Origin of the sequence: Rhodococcus sp. OK519, assembly GCF_003051005.1 — a bacterium.
Classification (GTDB): domain Bacteria; phylum Actinomycetota; class Actinomycetes; order Mycobacteriales; family Mycobacteriaceae; genus Prescottella.
In genome coordinates, this window is record NZ_QAOW01000014.1 from 26,220 (window position 1) to 47,863 (window position 21,644).

The following is a 21,644-nucleotide window of genomic DNA, read 5'->3' on the forward strand; positions in this document are numbered from 1 at the left end:
CCCGATCAGGACACGGGGAGGAACCCGTCCAGGCCACCCTGCGGGCGCATCACCTCGAGGCCGTCCGGCAGATTCGGATTCACCATCGGCGCGAGGGGCGCGATCGCCGTCGACGTCATCGCGCCGAGCGTCGAGAACATCCTGCCGTCGGGTGCGACCGCGAGCAGACCCTCGGTGCTGTCACTGGCGATCGCGACGGTGCGACGCGCAACCCCCGTCGCCGGGTCGAGTTCCACGATCGCGGCCTTCACCGGTACCGAGACCGGATAGCCCTGCACCGGAACGTCGTAGCCGAAGTACACCTCGATCAGCACGGCATCGTTCACCACGGTGGGATTGCCGTTGCCCCGCACGATGGGCGCGCCGTACACGTCGTTGACCGGCAACGCAGCGGCGGTGACCGCGGACAGGTCCGCGTCCCACAGCTTTTCACCGGTCTCGTCGAAGGCCGACGCGACACCGGGGTTCGTCAGGACGTAGATGTCCCCACCGGCATCCACCGTCACCGCGGCGGCGGCGGCATTCGACGGAGCACTCCACACCTGTTCTCCCGTCGACGCATCGAAGGCGTAGAGCAGGCCCTCGTCGTCGCACGTGTAGACCAGGCGCCCGTCCGGCGAGAGCACGGGACTGGACCCGCTACCCGGACCCATCTGCGCCGAAAAGCCGATCGACACCGACCCCGGCTGCCCAGCCCGCGGGGGTGTCACGTCCAACCCGTAGAGCGCACCCTTGTCCTGCACGACGTCGGTCGCCGCAACGAACACGCGCCCCGTCCGCTCGTCGACGGCAGGCGTGTTGGCGCTCTGCACGATTCCACCCATGATGATCTGGAAGATGGGGTCCCGGACCGCCGGATCCATGATTCCGTCGGACCACATACTCGGCGACATCGCGGTCTTCGTATGTCTCTTGGCCAACGTGCCCGGCAACTGCAGGATCGGCGCGCGCAGCTCACCGGTAGCGCGATCGACGACGACCACCTGACCGAACGCGGTGGTCCCGAGGACACCGCCGTCCTTCGTGAAAACGGCGGTGACAAAGGGATTGATCGGCCGCGCTCCGGTGGCGAAGGGATTGGGCGTCGGGGCGGCAGGCAGGTCGATCACCCACCGCAGACTGCCTCCGCTCGTGTACGACCAGAACTGGTCGGCGTCTGCGATGTAGATGTTGCCGTCGACGTCGACGATGGGCGACGACATGATCGCGGCGGAATCGACACCGTCCTTGCCACTCCACCCTGGCGCTTCCCACACCGTATTGCCGAGCCGGTCGAGGATATGGAGATTCGCGTTGCCCTCGGCCTTACCGGTGGTCACCGCGAGGTTTCCGTTGGGCAGCAGCACGGGCGCGGTGAGAACCGCCGCGCCTTCGAGGGCGGTCCAGCGCGTGTACTCGGCGGCTGTGTCCACCCCCAACTGCTGCTTACGATTGGCCGGATCGCCATGCAGTGTCACCCATCCGGTGTCCGCGTACGGCCACATTCCACTCCCCTCGGCGCTTCCCGACCCGAGGCTTCCACTCCCGAGACTCCCACTTCCGAGACTGCCCGTCGCGCCGGCAGCACCGACACCCGAACCGATCGCCGCGGCCAGCGTCGCCGCCGCCACGACGAGTCGTCCGATTCGTCTCCTGCGGGCTACTTCGATCGGATGCATTAATACTCCTTATTAGTAGTACCTCGGGAAGCTACACTGCCCGCATGAGCCAGGAGACCGTTTCGACGAAACAGAAACTCCTCGAGGTCGCCGAGGAGTTGTTCGCGACCCGAGGCGTGGAGGCAACCCTCGTCGGCGACATCGTCACCGGTGCAGGACAACGCAATCCGTCCGCGCTGCGATACCACTTCGGCTCCCGCGAAGGCGTCCTTCAGGCGATCCGCGAGAAGTACCTCACCCGTATCGAGGAGCGCCGCGCCAAGCTGCTGTCCGACTGGCCGGCACCGGGCCCCCGTGATCCGCGCGACGCCGTCGAACTCGCCGTGATCCCCCTGGCCGAAATGCTGTCGAACGACTCCGGGCGACGGTATCTGCGCATCCTGGGTCAGACCATGTACGAACTGACGCCGGAACAGATGGACGGCGTCGAGAAGTATCCGAGCCTGGCGGCAACCATCGCGCTGATGCGTGCCGGTATCGACGACCTGCCACCTCGTGTCGCCGACGAGCGCATCCAGGGGACACTGCTCCTCATTTCGGCAATGCTGGCCATTCGAGCCCGCGACATGGCGAACCGCCGTCGGCCACCTCTGCCGCTCGAGACCTTCAGGCGCAACGTGATCGCCATGGCGACATCCACGCTCACCGCACCTCTCGCCGAGGACTGACACCGCACAGTAGCGCCGCAGAAATGTCCTGCACCAGCGGATGACCCGCGAGCGTCAGCCCGCGGAGAGGTAGTCGAAATAGTGCGGCGAGTGCGTCACCCGTAGCCGGGTGAGCCTGCGGTAGCCGATCAGCCACCGGCCCTCGATCCTGCGGTACTCCTCGTGGTAGTGGCCGTAGCCGTGCAGGTGCTCCTCGATATCACCGTTGGTCCACCACAGCTCGTCCTCCATGGCCCAGATGCCGGTAGCCGTGGTGTCCGAGGTCAGCGTGATCTCGGGTGTGTGCCCGTGGTGGACCGAGGTCACGAACACGCTGCCGTCCAATACATTCCGGATAGCCTCCGTGAGATCTGCGCGACCGACCACCGATCCACCGGCACCGAAGGTGTCGCTGACGACGTCCGGCGTGTGCACACTGCCGTAGAGATCCCACTGTTTGGTGTCCATGATCCGGAGTCGGCTCGCGAACAGTCGTTGAATCTCATCGATCGCGGCTGCCTGCTCGGCGGCCGGAAGCATGACCGGACCGCTAGCATGGCCCAGGGTTGTCGAATCCATACGTTTTCATCCTTCTCTGATTCGAGCAGTTTCCGCTCAGGGCTGGCGATCGCTCCCGAATTGGCCGTTGACGACCTTGGTGGGCGCGATGAACCGCATCTCGTCCTGGCTCGGGTTGGGCCCGTGACTGTCGGCGCTGAAGTTGTAGCGCGCGAAGAACGCCGTCTCCGCGGTCTCCTGGACCTCGTCGGTCTCGATCGCCTGCGCGAGCTTCCCCGCATCGGTGGTGGTACCCGCCTTCTCGGCACCGGCGGCCACCAGTGGGAACGCGTCGTAGTTGCCTGCGACGACAAGTGTCGACGGGATCGTGCCGATCGATGCCATGGTGTCGACCATCCGGTTCACGGCCTCGCTGTCGGCGTCGTGCACAGTACTCGTGAAGACCTGCACCACGAGATTCTCGACCTGCGGTGTGCCGAGAACACCGGTCGGGGGCTCGTTCGCGACCAGATTCGTGGCCCCGACCGAGATGTTGCCGATGAGCGGCACGTCCCAGCCCAGGCGCTGCATGTTCTGCAGGATGTAGCCCAGCGGCGCGCCGTAGGCATCCACTGCGACCGCCTCGGCGCCCGCGTTCTTCAGCGACTGCAGCTGCGCTGTCATGTCGAGGGCTGTCGCCTCGTACTCCTCGTTGCCGGCCTGCCTCAGGCCCGCCTTCTCGAGCGTCGAGGTCATCTCCTTGCCGAACAGCTCGCCGTACGCGGTACTGCCGTGGATGACACCGATGCTGTCGTAGCCCTTCTCCTTCGCGTGACCGACGATGCCGCGGGCGCTCTCCGGCGCACCGATGCCGAGGTCGAAATTGAGCGGGAACTTCGCCGCGTCCGTCGAGTCCGGAGTCGGCGCCACTCCGAATGACAGAATGTCGTTCTGGTTCAGGATGGGCAGAACCGCTGCGCTCACCGACGAGGGGCCGGAGCTGAGGAACAAGTCGGGCTTCTTCGCACTGATCGCCTTGCGTAGCTCGGTCACCGCCTTCGTCGGATCGCCGCCGTCATCGACGATCGTCAGTTCGATCCTGCGCCCCCCGATGCCACCGGACTCGTTCTGCACTCGTGCGCCGGCCTGGGCGGCAAGAATCGCAGTCTGCGCATTCGCCGCGAGGACGCCCTGCGCGCTGATTCCACCCGTCACCAGCACGCGGTACGGCTCATCGGCACCGCCGGTCTCCGCGGGGTCGGCACGCCCGCACCCCACGATGGCCAATGCAGTAGCGGCGGAAAGCGCTACCGCCGCTAGTGGACGACGAGTCTTCATGTTCCCTCCGGAAGGATGATCAGGCTGGATGTGGGGCACCACTAGTCGTCGACCGCGACGCCCATGCGCTCGAGCATGAGTCGGGGGTCCGGTGGTGGTGCCAGGTCGAGCAACTGCCGGGCCCGTTGGGTCGCGATCTCGACACATTTCTCGTCATTCGAGAAGACCCAGAAATCCCCGCGCGCAATCGCCTCGGTCATATGTCGGGCTGCGACAACGGGATCGAGACCCGCCTCGACATTGTCGCGTTGCATGGCGGCGAACACTGCATTCGCCGTCGCATTGTCACACGGGGCGTCCTTCTGGGCCGCCAGAAAAATCTGGCTGCGAATCGAGTGGGGTAGCACCGCAGACACCTGGATCGGCGCCTCGACGAGTGAGAGTTCCTGGTGCAGGCACTCCGTCAATGCAAGCACGGCATGCTTGCTGACGATGTATGGGGCCTGGACGGCGACACTGTTCAGGCCGCCTACCGACGACAGGTTCGCGATACATGTCGGCGAGCCGACCCCGATCATCCGGGGCACGAAGGAACGCAGACAGTGGAATACGCCGTCGACGTTGATCTCCATGACCCGCTTCCAGCGATCGAGTCCGACCTCCCACAGAAGGCCGGCATTCTCCACCCCCGCGTTGTTGATCAGGAGTTCGACGCTGCCGTACCGCGCGAAGACCTCCTCGGCCATCGCGTCCACCGCCGCCGGGTCGGTCACGTCGACCCGATACGGGTACGCCGAACCGCCGGAACCGATCACGTCGGCCGCAACGTCCATCGCCCGCCGGTGGTCTATGTCGGCGACCACGACAGTCATCCCGAGTTCCGCGAGATGGCGAACGAACCCCTCGCCGATTCCGGCCGCACCGCCCGTGACAACTGCAGTGCCCGTAGAGAATCTGATCTGGGCTGTGGACACTAACTCTCCTTGATCCAATGGTCCCGGCCACGAAGACGAGGTCGGGTTGCGTAGCCGATGAGGCTCATTCCTGCGTGGCGGCGGGGCTCCCCAGCGAACCCGAGAGAAACCGCACAGTACGGTCGAAAACGCGGCGCGCCTGCGGCAGTGCCGTCAGCAGCGTCGCGAAGCCGTGCATCATCCCGTCGTAGCGGTCGAGTTCCACCTGCACTCCCGATGCAGCCATGCGACGCGCATAGTCCTCAGTGGCGTCCCGCGTCGGGTCCACCTCTGCGGTGACGATGAAAGTGGGTGGCAATCCGGTGACATCGGCGGCGAGACCCGGGCTGACGTCGGGGTGCAGGCGCGAGCGAACGTCCGGGGCGTACAGGTCCCAGAACCGGTGGCAGTCCTCCGGAGAGGACAGCAGACTGGCCTCATCCGGGTTCGACACCCGCATCTCGGCCGCACCGTAGAAGCTGACCTGCGCGGTCGGGAGGGGGCGTCCGCCATCGCGGAGTTGTTGAGTGAGTGCGAAGGTCAGGGTTCCGCCGGCGCTCTCCCCTGCCACGGCCACACGGTCGACGTCCGCAGCCAGTTCACCCGGGGCGCCCTCGAGCCACTCCCACACCGCACGACAGTCGTCCAGTGCGGCCGGATGTGGATGTTCCGGCGCCAGGCGGTAGTCCACCGAGACGATCACGACAGAGGCAGCAGCACTCAGCTTCCGCAGGTACTCGTCGTTCTGATCCAGGCCGCCGATCACACATCCACCGCTGTGCAGCCACATGACTACGGGAAGGCTCGTGTCGGCACTCGGACGGTAGATGCGCACCGGCACACCTCCGGTGCCCGACGGCACCGTGAGGTCGAGCACTTCGTGGATCACCGTCGTTGCCGGCACTGCCCGTGCCGAGTATGCGGCGCGCAATTCTTCGACCGACATCTCGTACATCGGTACGCGCATGCGAGATGCCACGTCGTCGATGACTCGTTGTGCCTCAACAGCCAGGGGCATGATCAATCCTCGTTCTCGTGAGGTGGGAGTTCACCCACGCGACCCGGTTACGTCCGTGGGTCAGTGGACTCGCGACGCCGATGCCGATGTGGCGCCCGCCGGCAGATCCGAATAACGGACCGATTCGCGCGTATCGAGCACTACTTCGAGTCGCTGCAGCGCGATGCCATCGGAGGTCACCCGCGCCGACCCGTGCACGATTCCGCTCGAGAGCGAATACGGTCGGCCCTCGATGATCTTGGTGACGAAGATGTACGACGAGAACGTGATTGCGGAGTCCCCGACGCCTGTGATGAAGATGTTGGCACCGTTGTGGCGCAACGGATATGGACTGTTGATGCGGTGCTCTTCCTGCCAGGCCATCACCTCGTCCACTCCGCGCAGGTCACACGTGATGAAGTCCTCGTAGGCCGTGGCACCGGTGTCACTGCGGCAACTGAACGCGAAGTCGTCGGTGACGAGCGAACGGAGCACCGCCGGATTCCACTCGTCGTAGTAGAACCACCACTTCGCCACTGCCTGTGCCACCGATTCGGGTGCGATGTCGCGCTGAACCATCAATTCCTCCGTCTGTCGTGTCGGACTGCTACAGGCCTGCCGGCCGGATGTTCGGGTTACTCCAGGCCGGCGGCTCTCGTCGTGGCAATTCGGTCTGCCCGTCCAGTGTCATCACCGGAAGCCTCTGGCTCCAGGGGAAATGGAGGCTGAAGGCGACATGCCCGGTCCGCTCCGCGGCAGGAAGTACGCACATCGCCAGCACCGTCTCGGCGAGGTACTCGACGGGCTCGGTCTCGTAGCCCTCGGGGATGAGCGACGCGGCACCGGGGGTCATGATCGCTGTGGACGGCCCCACCGAGTTCACCGCGATGTCGGCGTCGAGCAGTTCGGCGGCGAGTCCCTGGGTGAAGCGGTGCAACGCGGCCTTCATGGACCCGTACACCACATCGCCCGACGTCTTGTTGTAGTCCCGGAACGGCCGGATCGGGTCGAGCCCCGTCGAGGATCCGATATTGACGATCCATCCGCCGCCCTGCTTGCGCATGTGTGGGATCGCCGCGCGGGAGAGCACGAACGGCACCCGCAGGTAGTGGTCGACTGTCCGATCGAAGGTCGCCAGTTCCATGTCCTCGACCACCGAGTAGTCGGCGAAGCCCGCATTGTTGACCAGAATGTCGATGCCTCCCAACTCCTCGACGACACGATCGACGAGCCCGTCGCGGGCCTCGGCATCCTCGAGATCAGCGGGAATGGCGAGTGCCCGGCCCCCCGCGGCCTCGATCAACGCAACCGTCTCGTCCAAGCTGCCGGCGATCGTCGTGCTACGCCCCGCCCGTACCGACTCCGAGGCATGCGCGGCCCTCGCGGTCACGACAACCGTGGCGCCCTCGGCCGCCAACCGCTGTGCGATGCCGCGACCGATCCCCCTGCTGCTTCCGGTGACCAGGGCCGTCCTGCCGGTCAAGGCTTGCGCCATATTTCCTCCCTAGCTCGGTCGGCATATCGATATCGAAATCCGATGTTCCCCAGCATTGTTGGTCGGGAATACGCTCGCAGCCCCTCTGTCCACTGAGCGGACGAGCCGGTGCAGAATCCACCGGCACGGGAGCCTCGTCAGCCGGCTTGCGCGCCGTCGACAGCGGCCCGAAGCGTGCGGGTGCTTCGCTGCAGTACGAGACCCGCCGCGACCACTCCCGCTGCAATGAGGGTGGCGCCGGCCGAGATCCAGAACATCGCAGCGAAGGCGCCGAAACTCGGGTACGTACCGCCGTCGGCATGAACAAAGGACACGGCCGCGACAGCGGCCATCGTGGCGCTCGCGCTGGATGTACCCACCGACCTCAGGAGCGCGTTGACCCCATTCGCCGATGCCGTCTGCGCGACGGGTACTGCCTGAATCGTGAGAGTGGGGATCGCCGCTTGTGCGAGGGAAAGGCCCACTGCGACCAGGCCTGCCCCGGCGAGCACCTGCCAAAGCTCCTCACTGAAAAAGACTCTCAGACCGAAGGAACCGGATATCTGGACGGCAGCGACCAGCAGGGTGAGGCGTGCACCGAAGCGCCTGATCGCACTCGCAGCGACGGGCGCCATGACGACACCCACCAGCGTTGGCGGGATCATCCACAGGCCGGCTTCCACCATGCCCATACCGAACCCGGAACCGGTGACGCGTGGGATCTGTAGCTGCTGGATAGTCACGAGGGTATTGCTGAACAGCGCGAAGCCGATCAGGAGTGAGCACGTGTTGACGGACAGCACCGCCGGCCTCGAAGCGAGACGCAGATCCACCACAGGCGATCGGGAGCGTAGCTCGACCGGAACCCACACAATCGCGAGCGCGCAGCCGACGACGAGCAGCAGCCGCGTGCGCGGCTCACCCCAACCCCACTGGTTTCCCTTCGTGAGGACGAGAAGCACCGAGGTCAGTGCACCCGCGAGGACGACGGCCCCCAGATAGTCGAACGAGTCCCGTGAGCTCACCGGGCCGTCGGGAATCACCCTGACGACCGCCATCAGAAGGAGCGCGCCGCTCGCGGCAGTGACCCAGAATATTCCGTGCCAGTCCAGGTACAGGACGACCAGTCCGGCAATCGGTAGTCCCGCTGCGGAACCGACCGCCAGGGACGCGCCCATCGCCGCCGCACCGCCCGGAACGCGATCGCGCGGGAGGACATCTCGCATGATCGAGATCGCAACCGGTACCAGCGCGAGACCACACCCCTGCATCGCACGCGCGACGATGAGAGCAGGAATCGACGCACTCACGCCGCCGAGGAGCGAACCGGCCACGACCACCGACAGAGTGATCATCACCAGCCGCTTCTTGCCGAACGAATCGGCCAGACGTCCGACCAGTGGCGTCACGACCGCACCGGTGACCAACGTCGCCGTCACCAACCATGATGCGGTGGTGGAAGAGGTGCCCAGCAGGCTCGGCAACGCCGGCAACAGCGGCAGAATCATGGTCTGCTGCAGCGTCATGACGGCGCCGCAAACTACGAGCACCAACACTACAGATCTTGCCGCTCCGGCTCCGGGGCCGAGTTCCGGCGCCTCGGACGCGACCTCCGCGTCCGAGGCGGTTCCTGGGCTCACTGCACGCACCCGCTCACAGAGCACTTCCAGTCGAACCCAAATGTCGCCGAATGGCGGACGTCACCGTATCCGACACTCTCCGGACACCTTCGCGCCACACTGATCACTCTCTACCACAGCCTAATTCGTGTTGATTGCCAATGAACTACACGACCCGGTCGGCGCGACGTGCCCAGCGCGAGGACGGATCGGTCACCGCTCTGTCCCTTCGATCGTTTCGATCACCCTCGTGCGCGTGGACATATCCGTCAACTCGGGTGTCCGATCATCGGACAGATTTCCCCTCCACACGGAGGACACCGGCCATCGACCGGTCGCCGGTGAGCACTTCGTGTCCATTGAGCGGGAAAACCTTGTTGTCCAAATCGGTTCGCGGATGGGGTAATCCGCGAACGGCTCACAGAAGTGACCCACCCCGTACCCGCGGCCGGACAGGGGCTCACACAGTCCGTCCACCTCTCGATACTCCGGCGTATTCCTTCCACGCCGGTCCGCAGTGCACGTCGAACATTCGAGGATTCCGATGACCAGTTCCAGTCGATTCGCGTTCACCAAAGTTTTCGTCGACAACCTTCCCGCGCAGGCGAGGTTCTACCAATCCGCCTTCGGCCTCACCGAGAAGGCGCGACTCGCTGTCGGCGAGGGCGCGAATGCGCTGGAGGAGATCATCCTCACCAGCGGCCGCGGAGACGATTCGACGCTGGTTCTGTGGCGATTTCTCGAAAGACCCACTCCCGCAGCCGGTGAGGCTGTTCTCGGGTTCAACGTCACCGACGCCGAAGGCACCGTACGGAACGTCGAGAGCGCCGGAGGAGTCGTCGTCGACCCGGTGAGAGAGATGACCGACCACCGGGTTCTCGTCGCTTTCGTGAAGGACCCCGAAGGTCACCTCCTCGAGATTGTCCAAAACCTATGACCCACTTCGTTCGTGACTCGTCACCATCTCCAAGGAGCACTCGTTGAAGATTCGTTCTCGCACCGCAGCTGTGCTGAGCGCCGGCGCGGCGCTCACCCTCCTCGTCACCGCCTGCTCGGGTGAGTCGACCGCGACCACAGGTGGGCCTGCCGGTGACCCGCAACGCGGAGGCACGCTGACCATGGCGTTCAACACGGACGCGCAGTCCGTCGACCCGGTCACCTGCGCAATCGGTATCGGTCTCGGGCCGTGCCAGGCGATCTACGGCGCCCTGCTGTATTACGACCTCGACGCTGACGAGATCACCCCCGGCATGGCGGAGTCGTTCAGTTCGGAGGACGGCAAGGTATGGACGCTGAAATTGCGCCCCGGCATGACCTTCACCGACGGGACCCCGTTCGATACCGAAGCCGTCGCCTTCAACTGGAACCGCATACTCGACCCCGCGCTGCTGTCGCCCAGTATGGCTGCAGCGAAGTCGATCACGTGGAACGTTGTCGACGACACCACCCTGACGGTGACCTCCAACGAGGTCAACCATCAGCTGCCGTTCCTTCTCAGCGAGCCCCTCGCGTTCGTGGCCTCACCGACCGCCATCTCCGGGAAGGGTGCAGACTTCGGTAATTCACCGGTCGGCGCCGGGCCGTTCGTTCTCAGCTCGTGGGCTCGCGGCACGGAGATGGTCCTCGACCGCAACTCCGGCTACTGGGACCAGCCCCGGCCCTATGCGGACCGTCTCGTGGTCAAGACCATTCCGGCCGATGACCTCCGCTTCAACGCTCTCCAGGCAGGCGAACTCGATGTCGCAGTTGTCGTCAGCGAGAAGTACGCGAAGCGCGCAGAAGCTGCTGGAATGACCGTCGTCCAGTCGCAACAACTCGGCGGCAACGGGATACGCCTGAGCAGCCGCGGCACCCTTGCCGATCCCGACGTGCGGACGGCGATCGGCAAACTCGTCGACGGCGACCAGATCATGGCCGCCGCCTTCCCTGACGACCCCAAGGCAACACACTTCATGCCGGAGGACAGCCCCCTCTACGACGCGAACGCCACCTGGCCGGACAAGGACATCGCCGGGGCCCAGACACTGATCGACGGCTACCGCGCCCGTAACGGCGGAGACGAGGTGACGCTCTCGTACATCACGACGGCCGGAAGCCCGAACCTCAATCGTGTCGCCGAGGTTTTGCAGTCGCAACTCCAGCAGGTGAACGGCCTGAAGCTCGAGATCAAGCCCTTGGACGGTGCCGGCTTCGCGACCGCACTCGTCTCCGGAAACTACGACCTCATCCTCAATTCGCTAGGCGGAGCACACCCGGACAACCTCTACAAGGTGTTCCACACCAACGGTTCGGGGAACAGCGCCGGCTACTCGAACCCAGCAGTCGACGAGGCGCTGAATCTGACCCACACCTCCGACGACCCCGCCGTGGTGAACCAGGCCTTCAAGACGGCGATCCAGGAGATCATCGACACCACCGCGTACCGATTCTGGCGGCCCTCCGAAACAACCCTGATGTCGCCCGCGTCGGTCCACGGTGTGCAGCCCGCGTACCAGTACTGGTTCCGGCCCGAACTCGCGTGGAAGCAGCAGTGACCGTGGGGGCCGTGAGCGAGCGGACCGTGAGCGACCGGCGGCGGTGTCCGAGATGGTGAGGGGCAGAATCGGACTGGTGAACGCGGCGAAGCTCGTCGTGGTCCTGTTCCTCGTCAGCGTCGTGACCTTCCTGCTCCTCGAGATGATTCCGGGCGACCCGTTGGCGGCGATGTTGCCCGAGGGCGCCACACCCGAGATGCGTGCAGCCGCGGCGGAACGCTTCGGCCTCGACGGCCCGCTGGTGCAGCGCTATCTCGAGTGGGTGGGTAACGCGCTGCACGGAGATCTGGGGCGATCCATGCAGTCCCAGGTCCCGGTGACCGACGCAATCCTCGATCGGCTCCCGGTCACCCTGCAACTCGCCGGACTGTCCATCGTGGTCGCGTTGCTGATCGCGATGCCGATCGGCATCTACTCCGGCTACAGGCCGGGCGGCATCGTCGACCGGTTCGCCACGTTCGTCTGCTCCGTCACCCTGTCGATCCCCAGCTTCCTCCTCGGTGTCCTGCTGGTGTTCGTATTCGCAGTGACGTTGCATGCGCTTCCCGTGACCGGTTGGACGCCGCTGTCTGCCGGACTGGTCCCGCACCTGCGAGGCCTGGTACTTCCGGTGATGACGCTGGCATCGATCGAGGCCGTGGCGTTCATCCGGTTGCTCCGTAACGACATGGTCGCAACGCTCCAGCAGGACTTCGTGCTGTCGGCCCGCGCGCGCGGCATCCCGACCACGAAGATCCTCACCGTCCACGCCCTGCGGCCGTCGGCGTTCTCGCTCGTGACGGTGCTGGGGGTGTCGTTGGGCCGGCTGATCGGCGGCACCGTGATCGTCGAATCCCTCTTCGCTCTGCCAGGGCTGGGATCACTCGTCGTCACCGCCATCAACGGCCGGGACTTCCTGCTGGTGCAGGGAATCGTGCTGGTAGTCGCCGTCGCGTACGTGCTACTGAACACCCTGGTCGACCTGACGTACCCGCTGCTGGACCCGAGAGTGAGATCCGCATGAGTACGAATACCGATACCGCGGATCAACGCCCGGTTGTCCCGGACCTCGAACCCGTCGCCGCACACCCACCCCCCGGCGGTGACGAGCAGGGCACCTGGAGCGGCGGGAAGGAACCGAAGGTCCGCCGGCGCAGGAGTAGACGCGGACGCAACACGGTTGCGGCGCTGGGTGCGCTGTGGCTTGTGCTGATTGCGCTGGCTGCGATATTCGCGTCGCTACTTCCGCTGCCCGCACCTGATGCGATCGGTGATCAGTACTCGCTACCACCCTTCCGAAGTGCGGCACACATTCTCGGGACCGATCAACTCGGTCGAGACCAGTTGAGCCGAGTCGTCTACGGCGCACAGGTTTCCTTGTCCGTGGCAATTGGAGCCACACTTCTGGCGCTGGTCATCGGAACACTGTTGGGGATAGTCGCCGGCTACTTCCGGGGACCCTTGGACGTACTGTTCGACATCGGCACGAATACCGTCCTCGCCTTTCCTCCGCTGATCCTGTTGATTGCTCTCGTAGCCGTCATGCAACCGAGTGCGACGACTCTGGCGCTGGGCCTCGGCGTGGTCGGCGTGCCGACCTTCGCGCGGATCGCACGGGCGAACACCATCGCCTTCTCGGGCCGGGAGTTCGTCACAGCGTCGAAATCCCTGGGGTCGAGCACCGCTCGGGTACTTGTTCGCGAGATCCTGCCGAACATCCTGCTTCCCGTGATCTCCTTCGCCACTGTCGTCGCTGCGTCCCTGGTCGTAGCAGAGGGTTCGTTGAGCTTCCTGGGTCTCGGAATTCCTCCGCCCGCCCCCAGTTGGGGCGGAATGATCGCTGCCGGCCGCGAGAGCCTGTACGAGGAACCACATCTCGTCCTGGTTCCCGGACTGTTCTTCTTCCTGACCGTGTTCTCTCTCAACCTGACCGGGGACTGGGCCCGCGATCGAGTCGGACGGGAGTCCTCCCTGTGAACAACACCGAAAGTCACGAAGTGTTCGCCGAGTCCACCACCATGGTTCTTTCGCCACTGAACGAAGTGACGACAGCGGCCCTCTCGGTGAGGAATCTGCGGGTGTGGTTCGACACCGCGAGGGGGACGGTCCGTGCGGTCGACGGCGTGGACATGGAAGTCTCTCCCGGAAGAACACTCGGCATCGTCGGAGAATCCGGATCCGGCAAGTCGGTGTTCTCCCGCGCCGTGATGAACATCCTTCCCCCCAGCGCTCGCATCGAGCCCGGCTCACGAATCGAGATCGAGGGCCGGAACACCGCGTCCCTCGACCGTCGAGAGGCGCGCGAACTCTGGGGATCGCGGGTCGCCATGGTGTTCCAGGACCCGATGACGTCACTCACCCCGGTCCTAACCATCGGGCATCAACTGACCGAGACGCTGCGCCAGCACCTACAGCTGAGCAAATCCGAGGCGCTCACCCGCGCCGAGGAATTGCTGCGATGGGTGGGGATTCCCGAGCCCGGGAAACGACTCGGCCAGTATCCGCACAACCTGTCCGGCGGTATGCGTCAACGAGTGGTCATCGCCCTCGCTCTGGCCTGCTCGCCCAGACTTCTCATCGCCGACGAACCGACCACGGCGCTCGATGTGACGGTGCAGCATCAGATCCTCTCGCTTCTGGCTCGTCTGCAACGCGAGACCGGTATGGCGATGATCCTGATCACGCACGACCTCGGCGTCGTGGCAGCACGCACCGACGACATCGCGGTGATGTATGCGGGTCGGGTGGTGGAGCGTGCACCCACCAAGGTGCTGTTCCGCTCGACCCGGCACCCGTACACACGTGCGTTGCTCCGGTCGATCCCGCGGATCAGCGACCCGAGTCATACACGGTTGGAATCGATCCCAGGACGTCCACCCACCGTGATCGACCCACCACCAGGATGCGCCTTCGCGCCACGCTGCCTCCATGCCCGGCCCCGGTGTCTGTCCGAGACGCCGGAATTGGCACTCGACCCGACGCCCGGCGAATACCACCAGGTTGCGTGCTTCTACCCGGTCGGGACACCCGCGGGCGATGAGGCCTACGCGGCCAATGCGGTCGAGGGACGCTCGGCCGCCGGACTACCAGTGGATCCCAGGAGCGAGCTCTGATGGCTGGAACAGGTACCGCGCATCTGCGCACCGAGCACGAAGGCGACGTGATCCTCAGCGTTCACAACCTGGTCGTCGAGTACGCCACCGCCTCCGGCAAGGTGCATGCGGTCTCGGACGTGAGTCTCGATATCCGGCGAGGTGAAACCCTCGGCCTCGTAGGTGAATCCGGCTGCGGAAAGTCGACTCTTGCCAAAGCGGTGATGCAACTTCCACCACCGACATCCGGTGAAGTGATCATCGACGGACGTGATCTCACCGCGATATCGGGGCGGGAGCTCCGAACGGCACGCCAGCCGGTGCAGATGATCTTCCAGGACCCCATCTCATCGCTGAACCCGTTGCGCAAGGTCCGCCATATCGTCGCCGAGGGCCTCGAGGTCGCCGGCGGCCGCACCCGCGCGGAACGGACGTCGATGGTGGACGAGATGCTGAGCGTCGTCGGTCTCGATCCTGCAGCGGCAGGAGATCGGCGACCACACGAGTTCTCCGGCGGCCAGTGCCAGCGAATCTCGATTGCCCGCGCCATGGTCGTGAATCCGGAGTTGGTGATCTGCGACGAACCCGTCTCTGCTCTCGACGTATCGGTGCAGGCACAGATCCTCAACCTGTTGGAGGACATGAAGGAACGTTACGGCCTCACCATGCTGTTCATCGCTCACGACCTCGCGGTGATCAAGAACATCAGCGACCGCGTAGTCGTGATGTACCTGGGAAAGATCTGCGAGGTAGCCGATCCCGACCAGATGTACGCGACACCCCTACACCCTTACACCGCGGCGTTGCTCTCGGCCGTCCCCGAACCGGACCCGGAGATCCCGCCCGCCGAACTCGCACTGTCCGGCGACCTGCCGTCACCACACGATCCGCCGTCGGGCTGCCGGTTCCGCACTCGATGCCCCCGCGCCGAAGCACTGTGTGCCGAGCGTGAACCGGAGATTCGCGAACTACGACCACAGCATTTCGTTGCCTGCCACTTCCCGTCCACCATCTGACCCACTGTCCGCCCAGTGGGAAATCGACCTTCTCCGCCGACCGGGCCACTCGCGAGCATGCAGGTGCAGCCCCGATCGTCACGGTTACCGGTACACCCCACCGATCTGTAAACCCTGGAAAGGAATTCGCATGACGGCGACCACTCGGCATCCTATGACTCCGCTCGTGCCCCCCACCTTCGTCACCGACATCTACACCCCGGAAGAGCAGGAGATCCTCTTCGACGTGGTACGCCGCAACGGCCCCTGGCAGTTGACCGTCGCGCATCACTTCAAGACGGCCGAGGAGTACATGGCCGTTTCCGGGCCGAAGGATCTGGACCCGAATGTAAAGCTGGAGCTCTCGGACCTGTTGACCCCCACCTTCCGCGGATACCTCGGCAACTTCGGCGTCGCGTACGAGCACGAGGTGCACGACATCTACTTCAGCCGCAAGATGCTGGACATGATCAAGGGCATGCACGGCGCGGAATACGCGGTGCCGCACACCTTCCTGTTCAACATCCGGCCTCCGGCGCACAGTTTCGACGCCGGGCACTTCGACGGCGCGAGCTGGCGCGGCGTGAACCTCAACAACACCCCCCTGTGGCTCATCAGTGTGATGGCCAAGTCCGGACTTTTCGAGCGTTGGGCAGTCAAGGCCGGCCAAGTCATCGCCTACTACTACGACTCCGACATCGACGGCGGTTTCACCTACTGGCCGGACGGACCAGATCTGGCACCTCAGCGATTCGCTCCGCCGTTCTGGAACAGCGGCCTGCTCACCGACAACGAGAAGATGTTCCACCGGGGCGAGGCCAACGGGCCACGCGAGAGGCGGAAGATCGCCGATCTGCAGCTCCACTCGCGGATCTCCGGAGAGGGCGACGACGAATGGGTCGTGCGTAACGACGGCACCGAGATCGCGCGGTACCACAACAACGACATGCGCTTCCTGGTTCACTACAGTGCCCACGTCTTCGACGACCGGGCCGACGTCAAACGGTACTTCGAGCACACCGACGATCTCACGGTCGAGAAGGCCCTCGGCATGCTCATTGCGGATATGAAGTCCCGCGGCATCCAGTTCGAGGAGCCGACGGAGCCCCTGCACGACAGCAAGTTCGTCACTCTTCTCACCCAGACCTATGCAATGGCACCCGCCCAGTACCCGGAGGAGGCTCCGCTCGACAGAGTCGGCGCGGTGTGACGCACGGGCCACGCATACAGCACTTCTCGGTTTGCCGGGCGGCCCATGCCCCGCTCGGCAACCGGGAGGGGCGCTCGGGTAGCAAGGAGCTCCATCGAATGACCCTCCACGACCTCGACACCGTCCCGAACACGGTCCTCGACCGCGTCGAACTGGTGCTCGGCGCCCTCGCCGGCGCCGGCGGCACGACCGTGGCGGACGTGGTCGGACGAACCGGCATCCCACGCTCGTCGGCACACCGCTTGATGGAACGACTGGTCCAACTGGGGTGGCTCCGACGAGACGGACACGGGTACGGACTCGGGCTTGCGATGCTCGAGTTGGGCACGCTCGCGATTCATCAGGACCCGCTTCGGGCCACCGCCCTGCCCCATTTGCACGAGCTTCATCGCAAGACGCGGCTGATGGTCCATCTCGCCGTGCTCGACGGAGACGATGTGATCTATCTGGACAAGATCGGCGGTCCTCGTTTGGAGTCGGCCCGCACTCGAGTCGGTGGACGCAGTCCCGCTCGCGAGAGCGTCATCGGGCAGGCGCTCATCGCGAACACCTCCGCCGAAGGCATTGATTCCGACCGAATCCGAGAGCGGGGCTTTGTAATCGACCGCGGCGCCGCAACCGGTTACGGAGCAATCGGAGCTGTGGTGGGGCCGACCGGTTCGCGCGTCGGTATCTCCATCTCCGGACCACGCTCACACCTGCATTTCGATCCTCGGCACGTCTTCCCCCTGAGATCCGCTGCAAACGCGATCTGGCGGGCTGCCGACCCCGCTATCCGCACTCGTCACCGGTGGCAGACAAGCCTGTCCCACTCTGCATGCCGCGCCTGACCTCGGAGCGCTGCCGCACCTGGTGTTCGGCCCGCCAACCTGCACGGTTGTGATTTGGATCACCCAATGGCAGACTCTGCCATATAGGCAGAATCTGACCCTGGAGGTCTCCTTTGACTGTGACCAATCGCGACGACTCACCGAACGCCGTTGTCGATCGAGTCATCTCGGTCCTCAGCGCTTTCTCCGGATCCGATGCGTTGACCTCGTCCCGGATCGCGCACAGGACCGGACTTCCGCGCTCGTCCGTGCATCGCCTGCTCCAGCGACTCGTGGAATTGGGCATCGTCAAGCGGGATGGCTTCGACTACCGCGTCGGCCTGAAACTCTTCGAACTCGGCAGTGTCGCTCTGGCGCAGCACGACGTGCACCAGGTCGCGATGCCGTACATGACCCGTCTCAGCCGCGCCACCGGAATGAGCGTCCACCTCGCGACGCTCTCCGACACCGACGTGGTGTACATCGACGAGGTGTGGACCGACTGGGCCGGGCCGCTCCGTCGCGGCATCGCCCAGCCCGCGCACCAGACGGCATGCGGAAAGATACTCATGGCGTGCCTGCCGCCTGATGCCCGCCCGAGTATCGACTTCTCCGATGTCACTCCGAAAACCCGTTACAGCATCAATTCCCAACGCGATCTCGATCGGGAATTGCGCGGCGTACGGGAGGCCGGACTCGCAACGACGCGCGAGGAGTACTTCCTCGGGTCCATGTCGATTGCCGTACAGATCGGCCCCTTCGACCATGCGTCCACCGCGCTCTCACTCTGGGGGCCGATCGAGCGAATGCGTCAGGCCGAGATCGTGAGTCATCTCCGTCAGGCCAGTCGTGCAATCTGGAGTGCCGCACAGCAGGGGCCGGGTTGGGAGCGGCGAAAGTCGGTAATCAGGCCCCTACCCCATTCCAGCACTGAGCATTTCAGTCGCTCGACGAACTACCGTCCCGCCCGGCGGGAAAACTCGTCCAGCGATTTGTAGAGCGCACCCAGCCTTGCCGCAGACACCGAAACCGTCGCGTCGTCGGCCGCGGCGGCGAACCCGGGCAGCCGGCATCAAGGAGGAGTTGCAATGGCCTCGAGCCCCATACGGCAGGGACTCGCATTCGGATACATCACAGCGAACGATGCTGCCGAACACGGCTGACACCCGGCACGATGAGGGGCCGACTGCGGAGACGACCGAGTCCCACTCGTCCCGAGCGCCGCTCCTCGACCGAACTGCAACTGTACTCGGCGCGTTCGACAGGCGGGGCCGGCTGACCATGTCCGACGTCGCGCACCACACGGGTCTCCCACGCTCGTCGGCCCACCGGATTCTGGATCAACTCGTTCGGATCGGCTGGCTCGCCCGCGACGACATGTTCTACTCGCTGGGAACACGGTTGATGGAGCTGGGATCCTTTGCCGTGGAACAAAACCAGATACTCGATGCCGCCGGCCCGTACCTGCGCCGACTCCATGATCGGACGGCACTCGTCGTTCATCTCGCAGTGCTCGACGGTACCGACGTGGTGTATCTGGGCAAGGTCGGCGATGTCCTCGCCAGACTGTCCCCGGTTCGCGCGGGAAGTCGCATGCCGGCCGGTCGGACAGCACTCGGCAAGGTCCTGACGGCCTACTCCGGAGCACCGGGCAGCGAGTACGACGCGATTCGCGAAGCGGGGATCGCATTCGACCGCGACGGGAACGGGGTGGGGCTCGCCTGCATAGCGGCTCCCGTCGGGGCAGTGGGCTGCGTGCGAGCTGCTGTGTCGGTGTGCGGGCCCGCAGAGCACGTTGCCGTCACCGGACAACTCGTCACCGGCGTGCAGGACACGGCACGGGCAATTCTGCGTCGACTCGAGGATCGTCGAGCGCACGTGTGAGCGCTGCACCGGACCATGCGATCGGCCTTCCCGGCCGTAGAATGGGTGCGGCTCATCGGCAGGTAGAACGAATATGGTGCGGAAGGACAGACGATGCGGAGTGGGCACGCGGGCACGCTCGCCGAACGTCGGTACGCCGACGTCCGACTGGCGGTCGCGATAGCCGCACGCGATCTCTTCATCGAGAACCACTCCACAGCTGTCACGGTCGAGGCCATCGCCCAGCGAGCGGGCGTCTCCGAGCGGACCTTCTACCGACACTTCCCGTCGAAAGCGGACCTCGTCACGCCACTGTTCGAGAGGTCCGCGCGGTGGCTGGTCGATGCTCTGCACCAGACCGAGCCGCCGCCCGCCGGGGTTGTACACGCGCTGGTCGACGTACTGACCGAACAGATGACGTCGGACTCCGAGGATTGGCGCGAACTCCTGGAACTGCTTGTACAGACTCCCGAGTACCGGCTCCGCTGGGAGTGCGTCGACGTCTACCTCGTCGACGCACTCGCGGACTGGCTGGCAGCCAACTCGGTACATGACGACGACATCTTCACCCGGCGGGTAACTGCCCTTCTCATCCTGACGGCATCGCGCGCGTCCTATTCGGAATGGCTACTCCGACGGGACAACGCGGGAACCGACGAGTTGCGCACGCTCCACTTCACCGCGCTACGCGCGATCGATCTGGGTTGGCAGCCCCGCTAGCACCGACCTACCGACCGCAGCACCTCGCGGAGGCCGCATCCCCCCGGCCCCGCTGGCGACGATCCGTCCGCTTCGCCTACTCAGTCTTCCCGATGTTCGAGAACTGTTCCATCCAGCGGGCAATCGCTCTTCTGTCGTGCCCGGTTCGGCACTGACGATGCGGTTGACACTTCTGCTGTCGGAGAAGTCGGTTCGTCTCACCGACGGCAGCACAGCCCACGGAGGACACCATGACTACAAGCCCGACGGAGATGTCACCGACCGACGAGGTTCGGATGATCGAGGCAGCTGCGGCGCCCACCCGTTTCGCCCGCGGATGGCACTGTCTCGGCCTCACGAAGGCGTTTCGTGACGGAAAGCCACATCAGGTCGACGCCTTCGGCACCAGCCTCGTGGTGTTCGAAGATTCGAAGGGGAACCTGAACGTCCTCGACGCATACTGCCGCCACATGGGCGGGAATCTCGCCCAGGGGTCCATCAAAGGCGATTCGGTCGCCTGTCCCTTTCACGATTGGCGTTGGGGCGGCAACGGCAAGTGCACCGACATCCCCTACGCCCGCCGCGTACCGCCGCTCGCGAAGACCCGTGCGTGGACGTCCCTGGAGAAGAACGGCCAACTCTTCGTCTGGCACGACCCGGAGGGGAACCCCCCGCCGGCCGAGGTGACCATCCCGGACATCGAGGGCTACGGCTCCGACGAGTGGACCGACTGGACGTGGAAATCGATCCACATCGAGGGTTCGCACTGCCGCGAGATCGTGGACAACGTTGTCGACATGGCGCACTTCTTCTACGTCCACTACTCCTTCCCGAAGTACTTCAAGAACGTCTTCGAGGGCCACACTGCGACCCAGTACATGCGCTCGACCGCCCGGGGCGACATCATGCTCGGCACCAACTACGACGACCCTGATGCCGAAGGCCGCTCGGATGCGACGTACTTCGGCCCGTCGTACATGATCGACTGGCTGGAGAACGACTCGAACGGCCAGACGATGCGCACCGTCCTGATCAACTGCCACTACCCCGTCACCTCGGACTCTTTCGTGCTGCAGTACGGCGTGATGGTCGAGAAGCTTCCGGGCCTGTCCGACGACGAGGCCGCCGGCATCGCCGCACAGTTTGCGCAGGGGGTCGAGACGGGCTTCGAGCAGGACGTCGAGATCTGGAAGAACAAGGCGCCCATCGACAACCCGCTGCTGTCCGAAGAGGACGGCCCCGTTTACCAGCTGCGTCGCTGGTACCAGCAGTTCTACGTCGACGTCGAGAACGTCACCGAGGACATGACCAAGCGCTTCGAGTTCGAGATCGACACCAC

21 protein-coding genes are annotated in these 21,644 nt (G+C 64.9%); 13 read left to right on the forward strand and 8 right to left on the reverse strand.

Annotated features, from left to right (window positions below):
• Positions 1–5 precede the first annotated feature (5 nt).
• The gene (locus C8K36_RS23295; RefSeq protein WP_146176531.1) at positions 6–1,658 is read right to left on the reverse strand and encodes a PQQ-binding-like beta-propeller repeat protein; all 1,653 of its coding nucleotides are present in this window, start codon (positions 1,656–1,658) and stop codon (positions 6–8) included.
• A 44-nt stretch (positions 1,659–1,702) separates the two neighbouring features.
• Here C8K36_RS23295 and C8K36_RS23300 point away from each other — a divergent pair, with 44 nt between their 5' ends.
• Positions 1,703–2,326: a TetR/AcrR family transcriptional regulator gene (locus tag C8K36_RS23300; protein WP_107987420.1), complete on the forward strand. Its 624-nt coding sequence runs from the start codon at positions 1,703–1,705 to the stop codon at positions 2,324–2,326.
• Positions 2,327–2,380: 54 nt separating this feature from the next.
• Here C8K36_RS23300 and C8K36_RS23305 read toward each other — a convergent pair whose 3' ends face one another.
• From C8K36_RS23305 to C8K36_RS23335, 7 genes are all read right to left on the reverse strand, one after another.
• Positions 2,381–2,884, reverse strand: a complete 504-nt coding sequence (locus C8K36_RS23305; protein WP_107987421.1) for a nuclear transport factor 2 family protein — start codon at positions 2,882–2,884, stop codon at positions 2,381–2,383.
• A gap of 36 nt (positions 2,885–2,920) precedes the next feature.
• Entirely contained in the window at positions 2,921–4,141 is a 1,221-nt protein-coding gene (locus C8K36_RS23310) for an ABC transporter substrate-binding protein (RefSeq protein WP_107987422.1), read from the reverse strand.
• A gap of 41 nt (positions 4,142–4,182) precedes the next feature.
• Positions 4,183–5,055, reverse strand: a complete 873-nt coding sequence (locus C8K36_RS23315) for an SDR family NAD(P)-dependent oxidoreductase (RefSeq protein ID WP_107987423.1) — start codon at positions 5,053–5,055, stop codon at positions 4,183–4,185.
• Between the two features lie 64 nt (positions 5,056–5,119).
• The gene (locus tag C8K36_RS23320) at positions 5,120–6,052 is read right to left on the reverse strand and encodes an alpha/beta hydrolase (protein WP_107987424.1); all 933 of its coding nucleotides are present in this window, start codon (positions 6,050–6,052) and stop codon (positions 5,120–5,122) included.
• A gap of 60 nt (positions 6,053–6,112) precedes the next feature.
• Positions 6,113–6,610: a hypothetical protein gene (locus tag C8K36_RS23325; protein ID WP_107987425.1), complete on the reverse strand. Its 498-nt coding sequence runs from the start codon at positions 6,608–6,610 to the stop codon at positions 6,113–6,115.
• Between the two features lie 28 nt (positions 6,611–6,638).
• Positions 6,639–7,526, reverse strand: coding sequence for an SDR family NAD(P)-dependent oxidoreductase (locus C8K36_RS23330; protein WP_107987426.1), 888 nt, complete (start codon positions 7,524–7,526; stop codon positions 6,639–6,641).
• A gap of 137 nt (positions 7,527–7,663) precedes the next feature.
• Positions 7,664–9,169: an MFS transporter gene (locus C8K36_RS23335; protein WP_420910936.1), complete on the reverse strand. Its 1,506-nt coding sequence runs from the start codon at positions 9,167–9,169 to the stop codon at positions 7,664–7,666.
• Between the two features lie 499 nt (positions 9,170–9,668).
• Between C8K36_RS23335 and C8K36_RS23340 the strand changes: the two genes are divergently transcribed.
• From C8K36_RS23340 to C8K36_RS23395, 12 genes are all read left to right on the forward strand, one after another.
• A complete protein-coding gene (locus tag C8K36_RS23340) occupies positions 9,669–10,061 on the forward strand; it encodes a VOC family protein (RefSeq protein ID WP_107987439.1) in 393 nt (130 codons plus the stop codon).
• 43 nt (positions 10,062–10,104) lie between these two features.
• Positions 10,105–11,658 carry an ABC transporter substrate-binding protein gene (locus C8K36_RS23345; RefSeq protein ID WP_181319698.1) on the forward strand — a complete coding sequence of 518 codons (1,554 nt, stop codon included), beginning with the start codon at positions 10,105–10,107 and terminating at the stop codon, positions 11,656–11,658.
• A gap of 76 nt (positions 11,659–11,734) precedes the next feature.
• Entirely contained in the window at positions 11,735–12,661 is a 927-nt protein-coding gene (locus C8K36_RS23350; RefSeq protein WP_258195571.1) for an ABC transporter permease, read from the forward strand.
• Entirely contained in the window at positions 12,658–13,614 is a 957-nt protein-coding gene (locus C8K36_RS23355) for an ABC transporter permease (RefSeq protein ID WP_107987428.1), read from the forward strand. Before C8K36_RS23350 ends, C8K36_RS23355 begins: the two co-directional genes overlap by 4 nt.
• Positions 13,615–13,655: 41 nt before the next feature.
• A complete protein-coding gene (locus C8K36_RS23360) occupies positions 13,656–14,750 on the forward strand; it encodes an ABC transporter ATP-binding protein (protein WP_107987442.1) in 1,095 nt (364 codons plus the stop codon).
• Positions 14,750–15,745, forward strand: coding sequence for an ABC transporter ATP-binding protein (locus C8K36_RS23365; RefSeq protein ID WP_107987429.1), 996 nt, complete (start codon positions 14,750–14,752; stop codon positions 15,743–15,745). The genes C8K36_RS23360 and C8K36_RS23365 overlap by 1 nt, the downstream gene beginning before the upstream one ends.
• 130 nt (positions 15,746–15,875) lie before the next feature.
• On the forward strand, positions 15,876–16,934 hold the full coding sequence (locus tag C8K36_RS23370; RefSeq protein ID WP_107987430.1) for a hypothetical protein: 1,059 nt from the start codon (positions 15,876–15,878) through the stop codon (positions 16,932–16,934).
• Between the two features lie 98 nt (positions 16,935–17,032).
• The gene (locus tag C8K36_RS23375) at positions 17,033–17,764 is read left to right on the forward strand and encodes an IclR family transcriptional regulator (RefSeq protein WP_107987431.1); all 732 of its coding nucleotides are present in this window, start codon (positions 17,033–17,035) and stop codon (positions 17,762–17,764) included.
• 119 nt (positions 17,765–17,883) lie between these two features.
• Complete coding sequence (locus C8K36_RS23380; RefSeq protein ID WP_181319699.1) at positions 17,884–18,741, forward strand: IclR family transcriptional regulator; 858 nt, start codon at positions 17,884–17,886, stop codon at positions 18,739–18,741.
• Positions 18,742–18,886: 145 nt separating this feature from the next.
• Positions 18,887–19,627 (forward strand): IclR family transcriptional regulator, encoded by a 741-nt coding sequence (locus C8K36_RS23385; protein ID WP_107987433.1) that lies wholly within the window; start codon positions 18,887–18,889, stop codon positions 19,625–19,627.
• Positions 19,628–19,720: 93 nt separating this feature from the next.
• Positions 19,721–20,326 (forward strand): TetR/AcrR family transcriptional regulator, encoded by a 606-nt coding sequence (locus tag C8K36_RS23390; RefSeq protein WP_107987434.1) that lies wholly within the window; start codon positions 19,721–19,723, stop codon positions 20,324–20,326.
• 230 nt (positions 20,327–20,556) lie between these two features.
• Positions 20,557–21,644: Rieske 2Fe-2S domain-containing protein (locus C8K36_RS23395; RefSeq protein ID WP_107987443.1), on the forward strand; the 1,088-nt coding region annotated here is incomplete at its 3' end.